This window comes from Pseudomonas sp. CP-1, assembly GCF_021213715.1.
Classification (GTDB): Bacteria; Pseudomonadota; Gammaproteobacteria; order Pseudomonadales; family Pseudomonadaceae; genus Pseudomonas; species Pseudomonas aeruginosa.
In genome coordinates this window covers 354752-375362 of the sequence record NZ_JAJQKY010000003.1, presented here as the reverse complement: position 1 = coordinate 375362, position 20611 = coordinate 354752, and the positions used below count along the sequence as shown (strand labels likewise).

The following is a 20611-nucleotide window of genomic DNA, read 5'->3' as shown; positions in this document are numbered from 1 at the left end:
TCTAGGCTGGTGAATGAAGGTCGCCAACCAACATCGATATGCGTGATACAAGGGCCAAACCTGCGACGGCGAGACCGCTGCCGAAGCCTCGGGAGGCTGGTAGAATCCGCGCCCCTCGCCCATGGGCGAGGGCCTGTGCCGACGCGGGGTCGGCGCGAATCCGCCGGGGCCGGGCGGTCCGGCTAGCAGCGCTGCCTGGCGCTGTCCAAGGAGCAGTCATCATGAACTATCGTCACGCTTACCACGCCGGCAACCATGCCGATGTCTTCAAGCACCTGGTGCTGGCGCGGATCTTCGCCCTGCTGGGGCGCAAGGACACGCCGTACGCCTACCTGGACAGCCATTCCGGGGTCGGCCTCTACGACCTGCAGGGTGACGAGGCCAGCCGCACCGGCGAGTGGGAGCAGGGCATCGCCCGCCTGTGGGAGCGCGAAGGCCTGCCTGAGCAACTGGACGATTACCTGGACGTGATCCGTCACCTGAACCCGGACGGCTCCCTGCGCTACTACCCGGGCTCGCCGGAACTGGCACGGCGCCTGACCCGCGCCCAGGACCGCGTGCTGCTCAACGAACTGCATCCCGAGGACGGCCGCCTGCTCAAGGCCAACATGGCTGGCGAACGGCGGGTCGCCGTGCACCAGGGCGACGGTTGGCTGCTGCCGCGGGCGTTCCTGCCGGCGCCGGAAAAGCGCGCGGTGCTGCTGATCGATCCGCCGTTCGAGCAGGCCGACGAATTGCAGCGTTGTGTCGCTGCGCTCGACGAGGCGATCGGGCGGATGCGCCAGACGGTGGTGGTGATCTGGTATCCGATCAAGGACGAGCGCCAGCTCAAGCGTTTCTACCAGGCCCTGGAACGTAGCGTCGCGCCGAAGCTGCTGCGTGCCGAGCTGCACGTGCATCCGATCGACGACGCCGAGCGTTTCAACGGCTCCGGGCTGGCCATCGTCAATCCGCCGTGGCCGCTGGAGGACGAACTGCGCGACCTGCTGCCCTGGCTGGCCGAGGTCATGGCCCAGAGCCAGGGCGGCTGGCGTCTCGACTGGCTGGTGGCGGAATAGTCGTCAGGCCGGCAGGCACACCCCGGTGCCGCCCAGGCCGCAGTAACCGTTGGGGTTCTTCGCCAGGTACTGCTGGTGGTAGGCCTCGGCGTAGTAGAAGGGCGGGACGTCGGCGATCTCGGTGGTGATGCGATCGTAGCCGGCTTTCGCCAGTTCGGCCTGGAAGCTCTCCCGGCTGGCCATGGCCGCGGCCTTCTGGGCCGCGTCGAAGGTGTAGATCACCGAGCGGTACTGGGTGCCGATGTCGCCGCCCTGGCGCATGCCCTGGGTCGGGTCGTGGGCTTCCCAGAATACCTTGAGCAACTGTTCGAAGCTGGTCTCCTGCGGGTTGTAGACCACCAGCACGACCTCGCTGTGGCCGGTCAGGCCGGAGCAGACTTCGTCGTAGGTCGGGTTCGGCGTGTAGCCGCCGGCATAACCCACCGCGGTCACCCAGACGCCCGGTTGCTGCCAGAGGCGACGCTCGGCGCCCCAGAAGCAGCCCATGCCGAACAGCACCTGTTGCAGGCCGGCGGGGAACGGCGCGGTCAGCGGTCGGCCGTTGACGAAGTGCGCTTCGGGCACCGGCATGGCGCTTTCGCGACCCGGCAGGGCCTGGTCCGGCGTGGGCAGCTCGCTTTTCTTGGTGAGGATTTCAGAACGCAGAACCATGGCTCTCGTCTCCTGCTCAGGGGGTAGGCGAATGACTCGCGGATGAGCACAGAGAGTACAGCCTTTCCGCGCCGGCGGGGGAGGCCTGGGCGATCAGTGCAGGGTGCGGCAGGGATAGCGCAGCAGGCTGGTATTGAGCAGGTCGCTGGGGATCGGCCGGTCGAACAGGTAGCCCTGGCCGATGTCGCAGCGGTTGCGCCGGAGGAAGGCCAGTTGCTCGGCGCTCTCCACGCCTTCGGCGACTACCTTGAGCTTGAGGTTGTGGGCCATGGCGATCACCGCCGAGGTGATTTCCATGTCGTCCTGGCTGTCCGGGATGTCCTTGATGAAGCTGCGGTCGATCTTGATCACGTCGATGGGGAATTTCTTCAGGTAGCTCAGTGACGAGTAGCCGGTGCCGAAGTCGTCCATCGCCAGGGTCAGGCCGAGGCTCTTCAGGCGTTCGAGTTGCTGGCGGGTATCGTCGGTGGCGTCCAGCAGCAGGCTTTCGGTGAGCTCCAGTTCCAGCTGGCTGGCCGGGATGTTCTCTTCGTGGAGGATCGCCGCGATCGAGCCGACCAGGTCCGGGTCGGTGAACTGCTTGGGCGACAGGTTGATGGCGATCTGCAGCTCGCCCAGCCCGGCCTCGGCCAGCTCGCGGGCCTGGCGACAGGCTTCGCGGATCACCCACTTGCCGATCGGCACGATCAGCCCGGTTTCCTCGGCCACGCTGATGAAGCGGTCCGGGCGGATCATGCCTTTTTCCGGATGCTGCCAGCGCAGCAGGGCTTCCAGGCCGAGCAACTGGCCGCTGCGCAGGCACAGCTTGGGCTGGTAGTGCACCGCCAGTTCGTTCTGCGCCAGGGCGCGGCGCAGGTTGCTCTCGACGAACAGCTTGTAGCTGGCCTCGGCGGTCAGCGCCTCGGTGAACACCTGGACCTGGTGCTTGCCGTTGGCCTTGGCCTTGTGCAGCGCCAGGCCGGCGTACTTCATCAGGGTCTGCGGGTCGCAGCCGTGCTGCGGGGCGCTGGCCAGGCCGATGGAGCCGGTGATGTTGATCAACTGGTTGTCGACGAACAGCGGCTTGTCGAGCATGTGCAGGACCTGCGCGGCAATGCTTTCGCCCTTTTCCACCGCGGTGTCGTCGAGCAGCACGGCGAACTCGTTGCTGGCGAAGCGCGCCAGGGTGGCGCCGTCGCCGAGGCAACTGCGCAAGCGCCGGGCCAGGCTGACCAGCAGCTTGTCGCCGGTCTGGTGGCCGAGGCTGTCATTGATCCGCTTGAAGTTGTCGATGTCCACCAGCAGCAGGCTGAGCGGGCGGTCGCCGCTGCTTTCCAGGCGTTCCTCGAGGGCGCCGATGAAATAGTGCCGGTTGGCCAGGCCGGTGAGGTTGTCGCGGTAGGCGAGTTTCTCGATGTGCTGCTGGGCCAGCTTGTTCTGCGTGATGTCTTCGTAGATGCCGATGTAGTGGGTCAGCTCGCCGAGATCGTCGTAGACCTTCGACAGCGACAACTGGCCCCAGTAAGGCTCGTGGTTCTTGCGGCGGCTGCGGAACTCGCCCTGCCAGCTGTTCTGCTGGGTCAGCGCGGAACGCGCGTCGAACAGCAGCTCGCTGAGGTTCTCCAGCGCCGGAAGCTCGGACAGGCGTCGGTTACGCACTTCGTCGGCGCTGTACTGGGTGATCGAGGTGAAGCTCGGATTGACGTATTCCACCACGCCGTCGCGGTCGATCAGCAGGAAGGCGCTGGCGCTCTGTTCCACCGCGCGCTGGAACAAGTGCAGGGCGCTGGAGACATTGCGTCGCTCGTGGTTCATCAGGACCTGCGCGTACTGGTCGGCGAGTTCCCCGGCGAAGGCGATCTCGTCGCTCTGCCACATGCGGTTCTCGCCGGCGTGTTCCAGGCACAGCACGCCGACCACCTCGCCGCCGATGCGGATGGTGGCGTCGAGCAGGGCGTTGACGCCCAGCGGCTTCAGGTAGTCCTTGTAGAGTTCCTGGGTGCGTGGGTCGCGCTGGGCGTTGTGGGCGTCGATGGCGCGCCCGCTGTGTACCGCCTCGAGGTAGGCGGGGTAGCGGCTGGCGTCGATGCTCTGGGGCTTCTCGTACTGGTCGAGGTCGCGGCGGTAGACGGTCACCGCTTCCAGGCGCTGGTCGTCGAGCAGGCGCCAGATGCCGGCGCGCGCGGTGCCGTAGGCTTCGCAGGCGGCCTGGGTGATCAGTTGCGCGGCTTCCAGCAGCGGGTCGCTGGACAGGTAGCGATGGCGGGCCAGGCGGACGATCAGGTTCTGCTGGGTGCGCGAGCGCAGCAGGTGTTGCAGGTGGTCGTCCTGGGAGCGCTGGTAGAGGTCCAGGGACGCCTTCAGGCGCAGGTTCTGCGATTCCAGGTCGAGCAACTGTTCGCTGCGCTCGGCGCTCTCCGCTCGCTCCTCGACCATCAGGTAGCCGTGCAGCAACTGGCGGCCATGCTGCTGGAAGGCTTCGCCGAACTCCAGCATGGTCAGCACGCCGTTGGGTGTGTGCAGCTTGTAGCTCACCTGGTAGTGCGGGCGCTTCACCAGTTGCTGCTGGATCTGCTCGTGCAGGCGGTGGCGGGCCTCGGGTTCCATCAGGCTGGCGTAAGGCGCATCGAGCAGTGCGCAGAGGGTAGTCGCCGGCAGCCCGAGCTGGCGCTCGCAGGCAGGATCGAGGAACAGCAGTGCCCAGCTCGGCTCGTTCAGCCGCTCGAAACGCAGCAGCCCGAGCCGCGACGGCACGGGTAGCTGCGTGACAACCTCGGCCGCCGAACGGCTGGCGGCATCGGGATGACTTTTCATGCGAGGCTGATTCCAGGTACTGAGCGAGGGGGAGGCCTCGACCCGTTTCGATGGGGTGCAGGCAAAGGGTGCATTATGCCGATTGGTCTGACAAGTAACTCTGTATCGGCCCGGCAGGGCCCAAGTTAAGCGTATCCGGGAAAAAACCGCTGGACGGTCGGAGGTCTGCGGCGCCGCTGGAAAAGCCCTGTTTTTCGTAGGGTTGGCTTCACCGGGAGGGTTGGCGTCGAGCGCCTGTCATCGTGCGCGCCGAACTCGCGCCTGCGGGTCCTGTGGCATGCGCTGGCGGTACGACGGGTCGCAGTTTCGCCGAGCCGTCAGGCGGGCAAAAAAAACCCCACCATCCGGTGGGGCCGAGAGACGAGCGTGGCATGCTCGCGAGAGGGGCTGGCCGCTCCGTGGGGAGCGGCGCAGGTATTACAGGAGCAGGGTGCGGATGTCCGCCAGCAGTTCGCCCAGGCGCTTGGTGAAGCGCGCCGCGGCGGCGCCGTTGATCACGCGATGGTCGTAGGACAGCGACAGCGGCAGCATCAGGCGCGGCTGGAAGGCCTTGCCGTCCCATACCGGCTGCATGGTCGCCTTGGACACACCGAGGATCGCCACTTCCGGCGCGTTGACGATCGGCGTGAAGCCGGTGCCGCCGATGTGGCCGAGACTGGAGATGGTGAAGCAGGCGCCCTGCATGGCATCGGCCGAGAGCTTCTTGTTGCGGGCCTTGTCGGCCAGCTCGGCGGCCTCGGCGGCCAGTTGCAGGAGGCTCTTCCGGTCGACATCGCGGATCACCGGGACCAGCAGGCCGTCCGGAGTGTCCACGGCGAAGCCGATGTGTACGTACTTCTTGCGAATCAGCGCCTTGCCGCTGGGGGCCAGCGAACTGTTGAAGTCCGGCAGTTCCTTGAGCAGGTGGGCGCAGGCCTTGAGCAGGATCGGCAGTACGGTCAGCTTGACCCCGGCCTTCTCCGCCGCGGCCTTCTGGGCAACGCGGAAGGCTTCCATGTCGGTGATGTCCGACTGGTCGAACTGGGTCACGTGCGGCACGTTCAGCCAGCTGCGATGCAGGTTGGCGGCGCCGACCTGCATCAGGCGGGTCATCGCCACTTCTTCCACTTCGCCGAACTTGCTGAAGTCGACTTCCGGGATCGGCGGGATGCCGGCTCCGCCGGTGGCGCCGGCACCGCCGGACTTGGCGCGCTGCAGTTGCTCCTTGACGAAGACCTGGACGTCTTCCTTGAGGATGCGGCCCTTGGGACCGCTGGCTTTCACTTCGCTCAGCTCGACGCCGAACTCGCGCGCCAGCATGCGCACCGCCGGGCCGGCGTGGACCTTGGCGCCGTCGCGGCTGGGTGCGCCGACCGGAGCCGGGGTATCGGCCTTGGCTGGCGCAGGGGCCGCCGCGGCGGGCTTCTGCTCAGCGGCGGGCGCCGCGGCCTGGGCCGGAGCGGCTGCCGGCTGCTCTTCGGCTGCCGGAGCGGCGCCTTCCACCTTCAGCTTGAGGATCAGGTCGCCGGTGCCGACTTCGTCACCGACCTTGATCGAGACGCTTTCCACCACGCCGGAGGCCGGCGAAGGGATCTCCATGCTGGCCTTGTCGGATTCCAGGGTGATCAGCGACTGGTCGGCCTCGACCGTGTCGCCAGCCTTGACCATCACTTCGATGACGTTGGCCTTGCCGGCCGAGCCGATGTCCGGGACCTTGATGTCCTGGACACTGGCTGCGGCGGGGGCGGCCGGCTTGCTCTCGCTCGGGGCGGGAGCAGGCGCTTCGGCTTTCGGCGCTTCCGGTTGGGCGGGCGCTGCCTCGGCCTTGGCTTCGGCAGGCTGTTCGCCGCCTTCCACTTCCAGCTCGAGGATTTCGTCACCTTCTTTCAAGGTGTCGCCGACCTTCGCCTTGATGCTTTTCACTACCCCGGCCTTGGGACTGGGGATTTCCATGCTGGCCTTGTCGGATTCCAGGGTCAGCAGGCTCTGATCGGCCTCGACCTTGTCGCCGGGCTTGACCAGCAGCTCGATGACTTCACCCTCACCGTTGCCGATGTCGGGTACGCGAATGAGTTCGCTCACATTCCTCTCCTTTTACGTGCCACCACCGCTGTGCGGCGCGCAAAACAAAGACTTTTGGTCCTTGGTTCGTTGTGAGCCGGCGCCGCCCGTGGGCGGCGCCGGCGTGCTCGAAACCCCTCGCTGCCGAGGGGAGTATGGAGCGAATTAGCAATCCAGCGGGTTGCGCTTCTCCGGATCGATACCGTACTTGGCGATGGCCTCGGCCACCACTTTCGGCTCGATATCGCCGCGATCGGCCAGCGCTTCGAGCGCGGCCAGCACCACCCAGTGACGATCCACTTCGAAGAAGTTGCGCAGCTTCTTGCGGCTGTCGCTGCGGCCGAAGCCGTCGGTGCCGAGCACCTTGTACTCCTTGGAGGGAACCCACTGGCGGATCTGCTCGGCGTAGAGCTTCATGTAGTCGGTGGAGGCGATCACCGGGCCGCGACGGCCGCCCAGGCACTCCTCGACGTAGCTCTGCTTCGGCTTCTGGCCCGGATGCAGGCGGTTCCAGCGCTCGACGGCAAGGCCGTCGCGACGCAGCTCGTTGAAGCTCGGCACGCTCCAGACGTCGGCGCCGATACCGAAGTCGTTGCGCAGCAGCTTGGCCGCTTCCTCGACTTCGCGCAGGATGGTGCCGGAGCCCAGCAGTTGCACGTGGTGAGCGGCTTCCTTCTTGTCCTCCTCGAGGAGGTACATGCCCTTGATGATGCCTTCCTCTGCGCCCTTCGGCATGGCCGGCTGGACGTAGTTCTCGTTCATCACGGTGATGTAGTAGAAGATGTCCTGCTGCTCTTCGATCATCTGCCGCGAGCCTTCGCGGATGATCACCGCCAGTTCGTAGGCGTAGGTCGGATCGTAGGTGCGGCAGTTCGGGATGGTCGAGGCCAGCAGGTGGCTGTGGCCGTCCTCGTGCTGCAGGCCTTCGCCGTTCAGCGTGGTGCGACCGGCGGTGCCGCCGATCAGGAAGCCGTGCGCGCGGCTGTCGCCGGCGGCCCAGGCCAGGTCGCCGATGCGCTGGAAGCCGAACATCGAATAGAAGATGTAGAACGGCAGCATCGGCTGGTTGTGGGTGCTGTAGGAGGTACCGGCGGCAATCCAGCTGGACATGGCGCCGGCCTCGTTGATGCCTTCCTCGAGGATCTGGCCCTTCTTGTCCTCGCGGTAGAACATCACCTGGTCCTTGTCCACCGGCTCGTAGAGCTGGCCGACCGAGGAGTAGATGCCGAGCTGGCGGAACATGCCTTCCATGCCGAAGGTACGGGCCTCGTCCGGGACGATCGGGACGATGCGCGGGCCGAGTTCCTTGTCCTTGACCAGCTGCGAGATGATCCGCACGAAGGCCATGGTGGTGGAGATCTCGCGATCGCCGGAGCCGTCGAGCATGGCCTTCAGGGTTTCCAGCGGCGGAACCGGCACGCTCATGCTCTTCTGCCGGCGCACCGGCATGAAGCCGCCCAGCGCGGCGCGGCGCTCGGCCAGGTACTTGGCCTCGGCGCTGCCTTCTTCAGGCTTGTAGAACGGCAGCTTCTCCAGGTCGGCGTCCTTGACCGGGATGTCGAACTTGTCGCGGAACGCGCGCAGGCTGTCGACGTCGACCTTCTTCACGTTGTGCGCGATGTTCTTCGCTTCGCCGCTGCCGGTGCCGTAGCCCTTGATGGTCTTGGCCAGGATGACGGTCGGCTGGCCCTTGTGGTTGACCGCCTGGTGGTAGGCCGCATAGACCTTGTAGGGGTCGTGGCCGCCGCGGTTGAGCTTCCAGATTTCCTCGTCGGAAAGGTCCTTGACCATTTCCAGCAGTTCCGGACGCGCGCCGAAGAAGTGCTCGCGGACGTAGGCGCCGTCTTTCGCCTTGTAGTTCTGGTATTCGCCGTCGATGACCTCGTCCATGCGCTGCTGCAGCAGGCCGGCGGTGTCCTTGGCGAACAGCGGGTCCCAGAAGCGACCCCAGATGACCTTGTTGACGTTCCACTCGGCGCCGCGGAACACGCCTTCCAGTTCCTGGATGATCTTGGCGTTGCCGCGGACCGGGCCGTCGAGGCGCTGCAGGTTGCAGTTGATGACGAAGATCAGGTTGTCGAGTTTCTCGCGGCCGGCCAGGGAGATCGCGCCGAGGGATTCCGGCTCGTCGCACTCGCCGTCGCCCATGAAGCACCAGACCTTCTGCTTGCCGGCGGGGATGAAGCCGCGGCTTTCCAGGTACTTCATGAAGCGTGCCTGGTAGATCGCCTGGATCGGGCCAAGGCCCATGGATACGGTGGGGAACTGCCAGAAGTCCGGCATCAGCCAGGGGTGCGGATAGGAGGACAGGCCGTTGCCGTCCACTTCCTGGCGGAAGTTCTCCAGTTGTTCCTCGCTGATGCGGCCTTCGAGGAAGGCGCGGGCGTAGACGCCGGGGGACGCGTGGCCCTGGAAGAACACCAGGTCGCCGCCATGTTCGTCGGTGGGAGCCTGGAAGAAATAGTTGAAGCCGATGTCGTAGAGGGTCGCCGAGGAGGCGAAGGTGGAGATGTGGCCGCCCAGGTCCGGGTCGTGCTTGTTCGCCCGCATCACCATCGCCAGGGCGTTCCAGCGCACCAGGGAGCGGATCCGGCGTTCCATGAACAGGTCGCCGGGCATGCGTGCTTCGTGGGTTACCGGAATGGTGTTGCGGTAGGGCGTGGTGATCGCGTAGGGCAGTTGGGTGCCGCTACGGCTGGCCAGCTCGCCCATGCGGGTCATCAGGTAATGAGCGCGGTCTTCACCTTCGCGGTCGAGTACGGACTCCAGGGCGTCCAGCCATTCCTGGGTTTCGACGGGATCGAGGTCTTGCATGGCTTGCTCCAGGGCGGAAAGGCTTCCAGAATCGGATGCCATAGGTGAGCGGCCGGCCTCGTGGGCGACCGCAGCTAATTCTTGGATGTTCTCCGGGGGTGTACCCGGCGACTTGTAGTTTTACTACAGATCAGTCTGAGAAACAGCCCTCTGGATACAATTTTTAGTAGTAAAACTACATTTCGATTGTTGCTGTCAGGCTATAAGGCCCGATGTAGAGCCTTTTCGACGTTGTGCGTCGAGCCTGTGGTCTTCGGTCGGAAGCCCAAACAGGATAGACCATGAGCCTGCCTTCGCTGGCGAATCTGCCGGCCACCCTGCTGCCCGCCGCCGAACGCGCCGGGACTGCCCTCCGCTCCGCTGTCGCCGCCCTCGATGCCGCCGCCCTGGCCCGCCTGGAGGCCTGGCCCGAGGAGCGCCTGGAGGATTTCCGACGGGTCGCTGCGGCCAGCGATTTCGTCGCCGAGCAGGCAGTGCGCGACCCGGCGATGCTGCTGGATCTGGCCGAACGCGGCGAGCTGGAGAACCCCCACGCGCCCGGCGAATTGCGCAGCCAGTTGCAGGCGCGGCTGGAGGATTGCGCCGACGAGGACGAACTCGGTCGGCGCCTGCGACGTTTCCGCACACGCCAGCAACTGCGCATCATCTGGCGCGACCTGACCCGCCGCGCCGCGCTGGCGGAAACCTGTCGCGACCTGTCGGCCCTGGCCGACGCCTGCATCGACCTGGCTTGCGAGTGGCTCCATCGGCGCCAGTGCGAGCAGTTCGGCACGCCGATCGGCCGGCGCTCCGGCGAACCGCAGCGGATGGTGGTCCTCGGCATGGGCAAGCTGGGCGCGGTGGAGCTCAACCTGTCGTCGGACATCGACCTGATCTTCGGTTACCCGGAGGGCGGCGAGACCGAGGGGGCGAAGCGTTCGCTGGACAACCAGGAGTTCTTCACCCGCCTGGGGCAGAAGCTGATCAAGGCGCTGGATGCGATCACCGTCGACGGCTTCGTCTTCCGCGTCGACATGCGCCTGCGTCCCTACGGCTCCAGCGGACCGCTGGTCTACAGCTTCGCCGCGCTGGAGCAGTACTACCAGGACCAGGGGCGCGACTGGGAGCGCTACGCGATGATCAAGGCGCGGGTGGTCGGCGGCGACCAGCAGGCAGGCGAGCAACTGCTCGGCATGCTGCGGCCGTTCGTCTATCGGCGCTACCTGGACTTCTCCGCCATCGAGGCGCTGCGCACCATGAAGCAGCTGATCCAGCAGGAGGTCCGGCGCAAGGGGATGTCGGAAAACATCAAGCTGGGCGAAGGCGGTATCCGCGAGGTGGAGTTCATCGCCCAGGCCTTCCAGTTGATCCATGGCGGGCGCGACCTGAGCTTGCAGCAACGGCCGCTGCTGAAGGTGCTGGCGACCCTGGAGGGGCAGGGCTACCTGCCGCCGGCGGTGGTCGAGGAGCTGCGTGGCGGCTACGAGTTCCTGCGCTACGCCGAGCATGCCATCCAGGCGCTGGCCGACCGGCAGACGCAAATGCTGCCCAGTGACGAATACGACCGCATCCGCGTGGCCTTCATCATGGGCTTCGCCAGTTGGGCCGCATTCCACGAGCGCCTGAGCCACTGGCGGGCGCGCATCGACTGGCACTTCCGCCAGGTGATCGCCGACCCGGACGAGGACGAAAGCGGCGAGGCGGCCTGCGGCAGCGTCGGCGCCGAGTGGATCCCGCTGTGGGAGGAGGCGCTGGACGAGGAGTCGGCCAGTCGGCAACTGGCCGACGCCGGCTTCGTCGATGCCGAGGCGGCCTGGAAGCGTCTCAGCGATCTGCGCCACGGCCCCCAGGTGCGAGCGATGCAGCGTCTCGGCCGGGAACGCCTGGATGCCTTCGTTCCGCGCCTGCTGGCGATGACCGTGGAAAACCCCCAGCCGGACCTGGTGCTGGAGCGGGTTCTGCCGCTGGTGGAAGCGGTGGCGCGGCGTTCCGCCTACCTGGTGTTGCTGACCGAGAACCCCGGCGCGCTGGAGCGCCTGCTGACCCTCTGCGCGGCCAGCCCGATGGTTGCCGAGCAGATCGCGCGGTTCCCGATCCTGCTCGACGAACTGCTCAACGAGGGGCGCCTGTTCCGTCCTCCACAGGCCGCCGAGCTGGCCGCCGAGCTGCGCGAACGGCTGATGCGGATTCCCGAGGACGACCTCGAGCAGCAGATGGAGACCCTTCGTCACTTCAAGCTGGCCCACGGGCTGCGGGTGGCGGCCTCGGAGATCGCCGGCACGCTGCCGTTGATGAAGGTCAGCGACTACCTGACCTGGCTGGCCGAGGCGATCCTCGTCGAGGTCCTCGAACTGGCCTGGCGGCAGTTGGTGCAGCGTCATGGCCGGCCGTTGCGCGCCGACGGCACGCCGTGCGATCCGGACTTCGTCATCGTCGGCTACGGCAAGGTCGGCGGGCTGGAATTCGGTCATGGCTCGGACCTCGACCTGGTGTTCATCCATGACGGCGACCCCCACTGCGAGACCGATGGCGGCAAATCCATCGATGGCGCGCAGTTCTTTACCCGCCTGGGGCAGAAGATCATCCATTTCCTCACCGCGCAGACGCCATCCGGTACCCTCTACGAGGTCGACATGCGCCTGCGTCCGAGCGGCGCGGCCGGCCTGCTGGTGAGTTCGCTGGGCGCCTTCCAGCGCTACCAGGAGCAGGAGGCCTGGACCTGGGAGCACCAGGCGTTGGTCCGCGCCCGGGTGCTGGCCGGTTGCCGGCGGGTGCAGGCGAGCTTCGAGGCGGTACGTGCCGAGGTGCTGGCGAGGCCGCGCGATCTCGACGCGTTGCGCACCGAGGTCAGCGAAATGCGCGCCAAGATGCGCGACAACCTGGGAACCCGCGCGACCGCCGCCGGCACCGCCTCGAATGCCTTCGAGGCCACGGCAGCCTTCGATCTCAAGCACGATGCCGGTGGTATCGTCGATATCGAATTTATGGTGCAATATGCGGTTCTAGCTTGGTCCGGAGAACACCCGGCGCTGCTCGAATTCACCGATAACATCCGCATTCTGGAAGGACTGGAACGGGCTGGCCTGATCGCCAGCGAGGACGTCCGTCTCCTGCAGGAGGCCTACAAGGCCTATCGCGCAGCCGCACACCGCCTGGCACTACAGAAGGAGGCCGGGGTCGTGAGCGGCGAGCACTTCCAGACGGAGCGGCGAGAAGTGATCAGGATCTGGCGCGAGCTGCGGCTCGGCTGATCCACTCAGGCACGTAACGCAAGTACGTAACGAATATCTGAAGGAGCTGGCAACTATGTCGATGGCCGATCGTGATGGCGTGATCTGGTATGACGGTGAACTGGTGCAGTGGCGCGACGCGACCACGCACGTGCTGACCCATACCCTGCATTATGGAATGGGCGTGTTCGAGGGCGTGCGCGCCTACGACACCCCGCAGGGCACGGCGATCTTCCGCCTGCAGGCGCACACTGACCGGCTGTTCGACTCCGCGCACATCATGAACATGCAGATCCCGTACAGCCGCGACGAGATCAACGAGGCGACCCGCGCCGCCGTGCGCGAGAACAACCTGGAAAGCGCCTATATCCGCCCGATGGTGTTCTACGGAAGCGAAGGCATGGGCCTGCGCGCCAGCGGCCTGAAGGTCCATGTGATCATCGCCGCCTGGAGCTGGGGCGCCTACATGGGCGAGGAAGCCCTGCAGCAAGGCATCAAGGTGCGCACCAGTTCCTTCACCCGCCACCACGTCAACATCTCGATGACCCGCGCCAAGTCCAACGGTGCCTACATCAACTCGATGCTGGCCCTCCAGGAGGCGATCTCCGGCGGCGCCGACGAGGCCATGATGCTCGATCCGGAAGGCTATGTGGCCGAAGGCTCTGGCGAGAACATCTTCATCATCAAGGATGGCGTGATCTACACCCCGGAAGTCACCGCCTGCCTGAACGGCATCACTCGTAACACTATCCTGACCCTGGCCGCCGAACACGGTTTTAAACTGGTCGAGAAGCGCATCACCCGCGACGAGGTGTACATCGCCGACGAGGCCTTCTTCACCGGCACTGCCGCGGAAGTCACGCCGATCCGCGAAGTGGACGGTCGCAAGATCGGCGCCGGCCGCCGTGGCCCGGTCACCGAAAAGCTGCAGAAAGCCTATTTCGACCTGGTCAGCGGCAAGACCGAGGCCCACGCCGAGTGGCGTACCCTGGTCAAGTAAGCACCGAAGAAGGGTGTGACAGGGAGGCGAAAGCCTCCCTGATCATTTCCGGAGCCTGAATGAGAATTCTGATCGTAGGTCCCTCCTGGGTGGGGGATATGGTGATGGCGCAGACCCTGTTCCAGTGTCTGCGCCAGCGGCATCCCGAGTGCGTGATCGACGTGCTGGCGCCCGAGTGGAGCCGACCGATCCTCGAGCGCATGCCCGAGGTGCGCCAGGCCCTGAGCTTCCCGCTCGGCCACGGGGTGATGGACGTCGCCACCCGGCGCCGGATCGGACGCGGCCTGCGCGGTCAGTACGAGCAGGCGATCCTGCTGCCCAACTCGCTGAAGTCGGCGCTGGTGCCCTGGTTCGCCGGAATACCGAAGCGCACCGGCTGGCGCGGCGAGATGCGCTACGGGCTGCTCAATGACATCCGCAAGCTCGACAAGCAGCGCTATCCGCTGATGATCGAACGCTTCATGGCCCTGGCCTTCGAGCCGGGCGTGGAGTTGCCGAAGCCCTATCCGCAGCCGCGCCTGCGGATCGACGACGGCAGCCGCCAGGCGGCGCTCGACAAGTTCGCCCTGAGCCTGGACCGCCCGGTGCTGGCGCTCTGTCCCGGCGCCGAGTTCGGCGAGGCCAAGCGCTGGCCGGCGGAACACTACGCCGCGGTCGCCGAGGCGAAGATCCGTGCCGGCTGGCAGGTCTGGCTGTTCGGCTCGAAGAACGACCATCCCGGTGGAGAGGAGATTCGCCAGCGCCTGATTCCGGGGTTGCGCGAGGAGTCTTTCAATCTTGCCGGGGAGACTTCGCTGGCCGAGGCCATCGACCTGATGTCCTGCGCTGGCGCGGTGGTGTCCAACGATTCCGGCCTGATGCACGTGGCGGCCGCGCTGGATCGCCCGCTGGTGGGCGTCTATGGCTCCACCTCGCCGCAGTTCACCCCGCCGCTGGCGGACCGGGTGGAGATCGTCCGCCTCGGTCTCGAGTGCAGCCCGTGCTTCGAGCGCACCTGTCGCTTCGGCCACTACAATTGCCTCCGCGAGCTGCCGCCTGGCCTGGTATTGCAAGCCCTGGAGCGGCTGGTCGGCGACCCTGCCGAGGTCGCCGGATGAGGGTGCTGCTGGTCAAGACCTCGTCCCTCGGCGACGTGATCCACACCCTGCCGGCGCTTACCGACGCCGCCCGGGCGATTCCCGGCATCCAGTTCGACTGGGTGGTGGAGGAAGGTTTCGCCGAGATTCCCGCCTGGCATCCGGCGGTGGCGCGGGTGATCCCGGTGGCGATCCGGCGCTGGCGCAAGAATCTCTGGCAGACCCTGCGCAACGGCGAATGGCGGCGCTTCAAGCAGCGCCTGAAGGAAGTCGACTATGACCTGGTGATCGACGCCCAGGGGCTGCTGAAGAGTGCCTGGCTGACCCGCTACGTGGGCAAGACGCCGGTCGCCGGTCTCGATCGTGACTCGGCGCGCGAGCCGCTCGCCAGCCGCTTCTATCGCCGTGCCTATCCGGTCGCCTGGGGACAGCATGCGGTGGAGCGCACGCGCCAGTTGTTCGCCCAGGCGCTGGACTACCCGTTGCCCGAGTCGGTCGGTGACTATGGCCTGGACCGCGAGCAGTTGGCCGACGCCGACCCTGGCGCGCCGTACCTGGTGTTCCTGCACGGTACTACCTGGGTCACCAAGCATTGGCCGGAAGCCTACTGGCGCGAACTGGCCGAGCGCATGTGCGAGCGCGGCTGGTCGGTGCGCCTGCCCTGGGGCAGCGCCGCCGAGCGGGAGCGGGCCGGGCGCCTGGCGGCGGGGTTGGAAAATGCCGCGGTACTCCCCAGATTATCCCTGGCCGGCATGGCCAAGGTGCTTGCCGGCGCGCGCGCCTGCGTGGCGGTGGATACCGGCCTCGGTCACCTGGCGGCGGCGCTGGACGTGCCGACGCTGTCGCTGTTCGGCCCGACCAATCCTGGCTTCACCGGCGCCTACGGGCGTTCCCAGGTTCACCTGGGCAGCGACTTCCCCTGTGCGCCGTGCCTGAAGAAGACCTGTACCTACCAGCCGACCGAAGAGGACCGCAAACTGTTCGATCTCAAGCGTGAGCAGCCGCTGTGCTTCACCCGGCTGAATCCCCAGCGCGTGGCCACCCAGCTGGAGGCCATGCTGCTGGCCCCGGAGACCCTCCGATGACCCTGGCGTTCATCCTCTACAAATACTTCCCCTTCGGCGGCCTGCAGCGCGACTTCATGCGCATCGCCCTGGAATGCCAGCGGCGCGGGCACGACATCCGCGTCTATACCCTGATCTGGGAGGGCGACGTGCCGGACGGCTTCGAAGTGCTGGTGGCCCCGGTGCGCTCGATCTTCAACCACCGGCGCAACGAGAAGTTCACCGCGTGGGTCCGCGCCGACCTGGCCAGGCGCCCGGTGCAGCGGGTGATCGGCTTCAACAAGATGCCCGGACTGGATGTCTACTACGCCGCCGACGCCTGTTTCGAGGAAAAGGCCCAGACCTTGCGCAACCCGCTGTACCGCCAGTGGGGCCGCTACCGCCACTTCGCCGGCTACGAACGGGCAGTGTTCGACCCGGCCTCGAAGACCGAGATCCTGATGATCTCCGAGGTGCAGCAGCCGCTCTTCGTCAAGCACTACGGCACCCAGGCCGAGCGTTTCCATCTGCTGCCGCCGGGGATCAGCCAGGATCGCCGGGCGCCGGCCAACGCCGCGGACGTGCGTGCGGAATTCCGCCGCGAGTTCGGCCTGGAGGAGGACGACCTGCTGCTGGTGCAGATCGGCTCCGGCTTCAAGACCAAGGGCCTGGATCGCAGCCTGAAGGCGCTGGCCGCGCTGCCCAAGGCGTTGCGCAGGCGCACCCGGCTGATCGCCATCGGCCAGGACGATCCCAAGCCGTTCCTGCTACAGATCGCCGCCCTCGGTCTCAACGACCAGGTACAGATCCTCAAGGGGCGCAGCGATATCCCGCGCTTCCTGCTCGGCGCCGACCTGCTGATCCACCCGGCCTACAACGAGAACACCGGTACGGTGCTGCTGGAGGCGCTGGTCTCCGGCCTGCCGGTGTTGGTGACCGATGTCTGCGGCTATGCCCACTACATCGCCGAGGCCGACGCCGGGCGGGTGCTGCCGAGTCCCTTCGAGCAGGACAGTCTCAACCGCCTGCTCGCGGAAATGCTGGAGGACGCTCCGGCGCGCGCCGCCTGGTCGCGCAATGGCCTGGCCTACGCCGATCACGCCGACCTCTACAGCATGCCGCAGCGCGCCGCCGACCTGATCCTCGGGGAGGCCTCATGAGGCTGGTGCTGGAAGAGCCGTTCAAGCGCCTGTGGAGCGGGCGCGACCCGTTCGAGGCGGTGGAGGCGCTGCAAGGCAAGGTCTACCGCGAACTGGAGGGGCGCCGCACCCTGCGCACCGAGGTCGACGGGCGCGGCTACTTCGTCAAGATCCACCGTGGCATCGGCTGGGGCGAGATCGCCAAGAACCTGCTCACCGCCAAGCTCCCGGTGCTCGGCGCGCGCCAGGAGTGGCAGGCCATCCGGCGCCTGCACGAGGCCGGCATAGCGACCATGACCGCGGTCGCCTACGGCGAGCGCGGCAGCGATCCGGCGCGGCAGCATTCCTTCATCGTCACCGAGGAACTGGCGCCGACCGTGGACCTCGAGGTGTTCTCCCAGGACTGGCGCGAACGTCCTCCACCGCCGCGGCTCAAGCGCGCGCTGGTCGAGGCGGTGGCGCGGATGGTCGGCGACATGCACCGTGCCGGAGTCAACCATCGCGACTGCTACATCTGTCATTTCCTGTTGCACACCGACAAGCCGGTGAGCGCGGACGATTTCCGCCTCTCGGTGATCGACCTGCACCGTGCCCAGACTCGCGACGCCACGCCGAAACGCTGGCGTAACAAGGATCTGGCGGCATTGTATTTCTCTGCGCTGGACATCGGACTGACGCGTCGCGACAAGCTACGCTTCCTGCGCACCTATTTCCGCCGGCCGTTGCGCGAGATACTGCGCGACGAGGCCGGCCTGCTGGCCTGGATGGAACGCAAGGCGGAAAAACTCTACGAACGCAAGCAGCGTTACGGAGACCTGCTCTGATGGCGGGGTGGACCCTCGAACCCGATTACCGTCACCTGGCCGCCGACTTCGGTAGCCTCGATAGCGTGTTCGCCCTGGAGGGCGAGCGCCTGACCCGCGACCCGTTGTCCGAAGTCATCCGCATCGAGCGCGACGGCGTGCGTTACTACGTCAAGCGCTACCGCAGCGCCGGCAAGGGCCTGCGCCGCTACCTGGCGCGACCGCGGATCAAGGCTGAGTGGCAGAACCTCAAGCGCTTCGAGAAGTGGGGCATTCCCACCGCCGAAGTGGTCGCCTGGGGGCTGGAGCGCAAGGCCGGCGCCTTCCAGCGCGGCGCCATGATCACCCGCGAGCTGCCGGGCACCGAGGACTTGTCGGTGCTCGCCTGCAACCGGGATCCGCGCCTGAAGGACCCGCGCTGGGTGGACGGCGTCAGCCGGCAGATCGCCAAGGCTACGCGCCTGATGCACGACCAGCATTTCACCCACAACGACCTGAAGTGGCGCAACCTGCTGGTGGACGGCCAGCCGCTGGTGTATTTCATCGACTGCCCGAACGGCGCGTTCTGGTGGAGCTTCATGCTGCGCTACCGGATCACCAAGGACCTGGCCTGCCTGGACAAGGTGGCCAAGTACCACCTGTCGCGCACCCAGCGCCTGCGCTTCTACCTGCAATATCGCCGTCGCCGGCACCTGAACGAATCCGACAAGAAGCGTATTCGCCAGGTGGTGGCTTTCTTCGAGGGGCGCGAATGAGCGTTTTCATCGCCGCGCAGGACCACGACCTGCTCCAGCGCAACCGTCTGGACAGCTTCGACGCCCTGTGGGCCTTGCAGCTGGACGCCGTGGACGAACCGAATACCGAACGGGGTGGCTGGAGCAGCGTCTACCGCCTCGACCTGGGCGACTCCGCCTACTACCTGAAGCGCCAGAGCAACCACCTGACCCGCAGCCTGCGCCATCCGCTGGGCGAGCCGACCTTCGCCCGCGAGTTCCGCAACATCGAGCGCTACCGGGCGCTGGGCATTCCCGCCCTGCAGGCGGCGTTCTTCGCCCAGCAGGCGGTCGGCGGAGAGCGCCAGGCGATCCTCCTGACCCGTGCCCTGGACGGTTGGCAGGACCTGGACACCTGGCTGGCGTCCTGGCACGACCTGGCCGAAGAGCGGCGCCGGGCGATTCTCCGGGCGGTTGGCAGGCTGGCGCGCCAGCTGCACGCGGCCGGACAGATGCATGGTTGCTTCTATCCCAAGCATGTATTCCTCCGCGAGGGGGCCGATGGTGTCTTCGAGGCCTGCCTGATTGACCTGGAGAAGACCCGGCCGATCTGGTTCGGCCGCCGCGACCAGGTCAAGGACCTGGAGCCGATGCTGCGCCGTGCCCCGGACTGGAGCGAAGCGGACGTGCACGAATTCATCTCCGCCTATGTCGACGAACCCCTCGACTCGGCCGAGGTCGAGCAGTGGTATCGCCTTCTCGACCAGCGCCGCCGGCGCAAGGAGTCGCGCCGATGAGACTGGCCGAACTGCAAGCCGCCGGCCGCCACCCGCAACTGCCATTGCGGGTGACCCTGGCGGATGGCGCTGGCGCTGCCGAATTGCGCCTGGACAGTCTGCTGCGGGTGCTGCCCGGGCAGCGCTACGTCGGTGCCGGCGAATGGCGTGGGCGCAAGGTGCTGGCCAAGCTGCTGGTGGGCGGCAAGGCCGCACGGCATTTCCAGCGCGAACTGGAAGGGGCGCGTCTGCTCGCGGCCCAGGGGCTGACCACCCCGGCGCTGCTGGCCGACGGGCTGCAGGAGGGCGAGGGCGGCTGGCTGCTGTTCGACTACCTCGACGCGGCGCAGAGCCTCGGTGACGCCTGGCGTGCGGTGGAGGCCCAGGCGCCGCTGGGCGATGCCCAGCAAGCGGTGCTCGGCGAAGCCCTGGCGGCCATTGGCGAGCTGCATGCCAAGGGCCTCTGGCAGGACGACCTGCACCTGGACAACCTGTTGCGCCACGCCGGCCGCCTGTATCTCATCGACGGTGGCGGCGTGCGTGCGGAAACTCCCGGCCAGCCGCTGTCGCGACAGAAAGTGCTGGAAAACCTCGGGGTGTTCTTCGCCCAGTTGCCGGCGGTCCTCGATCCTTTCCTGGAAGAGTTGCTGGTGCATTACCTGCTGGCCAACGGCGAGCATGCGCTGCCGCTGGAAGCCTTGCAGAAGGAAATCGCCAAGGTTCGCCGTTGGCGGGTGCGCGACCTGCTGAGGAAGGTCGGTCGCGACTGTAGCCTGTTCAGCGTCGTGCGCGGTCCGTTCCGCCTGTTCGCCGCCCGCCGCAGCGAGGCCGAGACGATGGCGCCGCTGCTGGCGGACGCGGACCGCCTGATCGCCGCCGGCCACGTCTACAAGGACGGCGGCGCGGCCACCGTCGCCCGGGTCGAAGCGAATGGCCGCACGCTGATCATCAAACGCTACAACATCAAGGGCTGGGTCCATTGGCTGAAGCGCTTCTGGCGGCCGAGCCGGGCCTGGGCCTCCTGGCGCGAAGGCAACCGCCTGGAATTCCTCGGCATCGCCACCGCCCGTCCGCTGGCGATGCTGGAGCGGCGCTGGTGCTGGCTGCGCGGGCGCGCCTACCTGATTACCGATTATCTCGGCGGTCAGGATATAATCGCTCGTTTTAAGCCTTGCCTGGACATGCCCGATGGCGCCGTTTCGCCACCGGAAGCCGAGTTGGCGGCACTGGATCGGCTGTTTTCGACGCTGATCCGCGAACGCATCAGCCACGGCGACCTGAAGGGACACAACCTGTTCTGGCAGGCCCATGAACAAGGCGGCGAATGGGCGCTGATCGACCTGGACGCGATGCGCAAGCATCACAGCCAGGCGTCCTTTGCCCGCGCCTACGCCCGCGACCGCGCGCGCTTCCTGCGCAACTGGCCGCAGGACAGCGGCCTCTACCGGCTGCTGGAGCAACGGATTCCCCGCCTCGGCGACGCCGCCGGGGCTTGA

14 protein-coding genes are annotated in these 20611 nt (G+C 66.7%); 10 read left to right on the top strand and 4 right to left on the bottom strand.

Going from position 1 to position 20611, the window contains the following annotated elements; genetic code table 11:
- Positions 1-221 precede the first annotated feature (221 nt).
- Positions 222-1058 carry a 23S rRNA (adenine(2030)-N(6))-methyltransferase RlmJ gene (locus tag LT948_RS08640; protein ID WP_003095790.1) on the top strand — a complete coding sequence of 279 codons (837 nt, stop codon included), beginning with the start codon at positions 222-224 and terminating at the stop codon, positions 1056-1058.
- Between the two features lie 3 nt (positions 1059-1061).
- Here LT948_RS08640 and msrA read toward each other — a convergent pair whose 3' ends face one another.
- From msrA to aceE, 4 genes are all read right to left on the bottom strand, one after another.
- Entirely contained in the window at positions 1062-1709 is a 648-nt protein-coding gene (gene msrA / locus LT948_RS08635) for a peptide-methionine (S)-S-oxide reductase MsrA (RefSeq protein ID WP_003095789.1), read from the bottom strand.
- 93 nt (positions 1710-1802) lie between these two features.
- The gene (dipA, locus tag LT948_RS08630; protein ID WP_003106476.1) at positions 1803-4502 is read right to left on the bottom strand and encodes a phosphodiesterase DipA; all 2700 of its coding nucleotides are present in this window, start codon (positions 4500-4502) and stop codon (positions 1803-1805) included.
- A gap of 417 nt (positions 4503-4919) precedes the next feature.
- Entirely contained in the window at positions 4920-6563 is a 1644-nt protein-coding gene (gene aceF, locus LT948_RS08625) for a dihydrolipoyllysine-residue acetyltransferase (protein WP_003125595.1), read from the bottom strand.
- Positions 6564-6707: 144 nt separating this feature from the next.
- Complete coding sequence (gene aceE / locus LT948_RS08620; protein ID WP_003114556.1) at positions 6708-9356, bottom strand: pyruvate dehydrogenase (acetyl-transferring), homodimeric type; 2649 nt, start codon at positions 9354-9356, stop codon at positions 6708-6710.
- A gap of 281 nt (positions 9357-9637) precedes the next feature.
- Between aceE and glnE the strand changes: the two genes are divergently transcribed.
- The 9 genes from glnE to LT948_RS08575 are packed head-to-tail and all read left to right on the top strand — an operon-like array spanning position 9638 to position 20611.
- Complete coding sequence (glnE, locus tag LT948_RS08615; protein ID WP_003109906.1) at positions 9638-12586, top strand: bifunctional [glutamate--ammonia ligase]-adenylyl-L-tyrosine phosphorylase/[glutamate--ammonia-ligase] adenylyltransferase; 2949 nt, start codon at positions 9638-9640, stop codon at positions 12584-12586.
- Positions 12587-12641: 55 nt separating this feature from the next.
- The gene (ilvE, locus tag LT948_RS08610) at positions 12642-13565 is read left to right on the top strand and encodes a branched-chain-amino-acid transaminase (RefSeq protein WP_003095783.1); all 924 of its coding nucleotides are present in this window, start codon (positions 12642-12644) and stop codon (positions 13563-13565) included.
- Positions 13566-13624: 59 nt separating this feature from the next.
- Positions 13625-14662, top strand: a complete 1038-nt coding sequence (gene waaF / locus LT948_RS08605) for a lipopolysaccharide heptosyltransferase II (protein ID WP_003109905.1) — start codon at positions 13625-13627, stop codon at positions 14660-14662.
- Entirely contained in the window at positions 14659-15726 is a 1068-nt protein-coding gene (waaC, locus tag LT948_RS08600; protein WP_003095779.1) for a lipopolysaccharide heptosyltransferase I, read from the top strand. Before waaF ends, waaC begins: the two co-directional genes overlap by 4 nt.
- Positions 15723-16844 (top strand): glycosyltransferase family 4 protein, encoded by a 1122-nt coding sequence (locus tag LT948_RS08595; protein WP_003135667.1) that lies wholly within the window; start codon positions 15723-15725, stop codon positions 16842-16844. Before waaC ends, LT948_RS08595 begins: the two co-directional genes overlap by 4 nt.
- Positions 16841-17647: a lipopolysaccharide core heptose(I) kinase RfaP gene (rfaP, locus tag LT948_RS08590; protein WP_003135665.1), complete on the top strand. Its 807-nt coding sequence runs from the start codon at positions 16841-16843 to the stop codon at positions 17645-17647. Before LT948_RS08595 ends, rfaP begins: the two co-directional genes overlap by 4 nt.
- On the top strand, positions 17647-18381 hold the full coding sequence (locus LT948_RS08585) for a lipopolysaccharide kinase InaA family protein (RefSeq protein WP_003109902.1): 735 nt from the start codon (positions 17647-17649) through the stop codon (positions 18379-18381). The genes rfaP and LT948_RS08585 overlap by 1 nt, the downstream gene beginning before the upstream one ends.
- Positions 18378-19136 (top strand): lipopolysaccharide kinase InaA family protein, encoded by a 759-nt coding sequence (locus LT948_RS08580; RefSeq protein WP_003095770.1) that lies wholly within the window; start codon positions 18378-18380, stop codon positions 19134-19136. The genes LT948_RS08585 and LT948_RS08580 overlap by 4 nt, the downstream gene beginning before the upstream one ends.
- Positions 19133-20611 (top strand): lipopolysaccharide kinase InaA family protein, encoded by a 1479-nt coding sequence (locus LT948_RS08575; RefSeq protein ID WP_003135663.1) that lies wholly within the window; start codon positions 19133-19135, stop codon positions 20609-20611. The genes LT948_RS08580 and LT948_RS08575 overlap by 4 nt, the downstream gene beginning before the upstream one ends.

What these genes read in the sequence shown, in the direction of transcription:
- LT948_RS08640 (WP_003095790.1), top strand. Translation starts at nt 222, where the DNA reads ATGAACTATCGTCACGCTTACCACGCCGGCAACCATGCCGATGTCTTC.
- msrA (WP_003095789.1), bottom strand. Translation starts at nt 1,709, where the DNA reads ATGGTTCTGCGTTCTGAAATCCTCACCAAGAAAAGCGAGCTGCCCACG.
- dipA (WP_003106476.1), bottom strand. Translation starts at nt 4,502, where the DNA reads ATGAAAAGTCATCCCGATGCCGCCAGCCGTTCGGCGGCCGAGGTTGTC.
- aceE (WP_003114556.1), bottom strand. Translation starts at nt 9,356, where the DNA reads ATGCAAGACCTCGATCCCGTCGAAACCCAGGAATGGCTGGACGCCCTG.
- glnE (WP_003109906.1), top strand. Translation starts at nt 9,638, where the DNA reads ATGAGCCTGCCTTCGCTGGCGAATCTGCCGGCCACCCTGCTGCCCGCC.
- ilvE (WP_003095783.1), top strand. Translation starts at nt 12,642, where the DNA reads ATGTCGATGGCCGATCGTGATGGCGTGATCTGGTATGACGGTGAACTG.
- waaF (WP_003109905.1), top strand. Translation starts at nt 13,625, where the DNA reads ATGAGAATTCTGATCGTAGGTCCCTCCTGGGTGGGGGATATGGTGATG.
- waaC (WP_003095779.1), top strand. Translation starts at nt 14,659, where the DNA reads ATGAGGGTGCTGCTGGTCAAGACCTCGTCCCTCGGCGACGTGATCCAC.
- LT948_RS08595 (WP_003135667.1), top strand. Translation starts at nt 15,723, where the DNA reads ATGACCCTGGCGTTCATCCTCTACAAATACTTCCCCTTCGGCGGCCTG.
- rfaP (WP_003135665.1), top strand. Translation starts at nt 16,841, where the DNA reads ATGAGGCTGGTGCTGGAAGAGCCGTTCAAGCGCCTGTGGAGCGGGCGC.
- LT948_RS08585 (WP_003109902.1), top strand. Translation starts at nt 17,647, where the DNA reads ATGGCGGGGTGGACCCTCGAACCCGATTACCGTCACCTGGCCGCCGAC.
- LT948_RS08580 (WP_003095770.1), top strand. Translation starts at nt 18,378, where the DNA reads ATGAGCGTTTTCATCGCCGCGCAGGACCACGACCTGCTCCAGCGCAAC.
- LT948_RS08575 (WP_003135663.1), top strand. Translation starts at nt 19,133, where the DNA reads ATGAGACTGGCCGAACTGCAAGCCGCCGGCCGCCACCCGCAACTGCCA.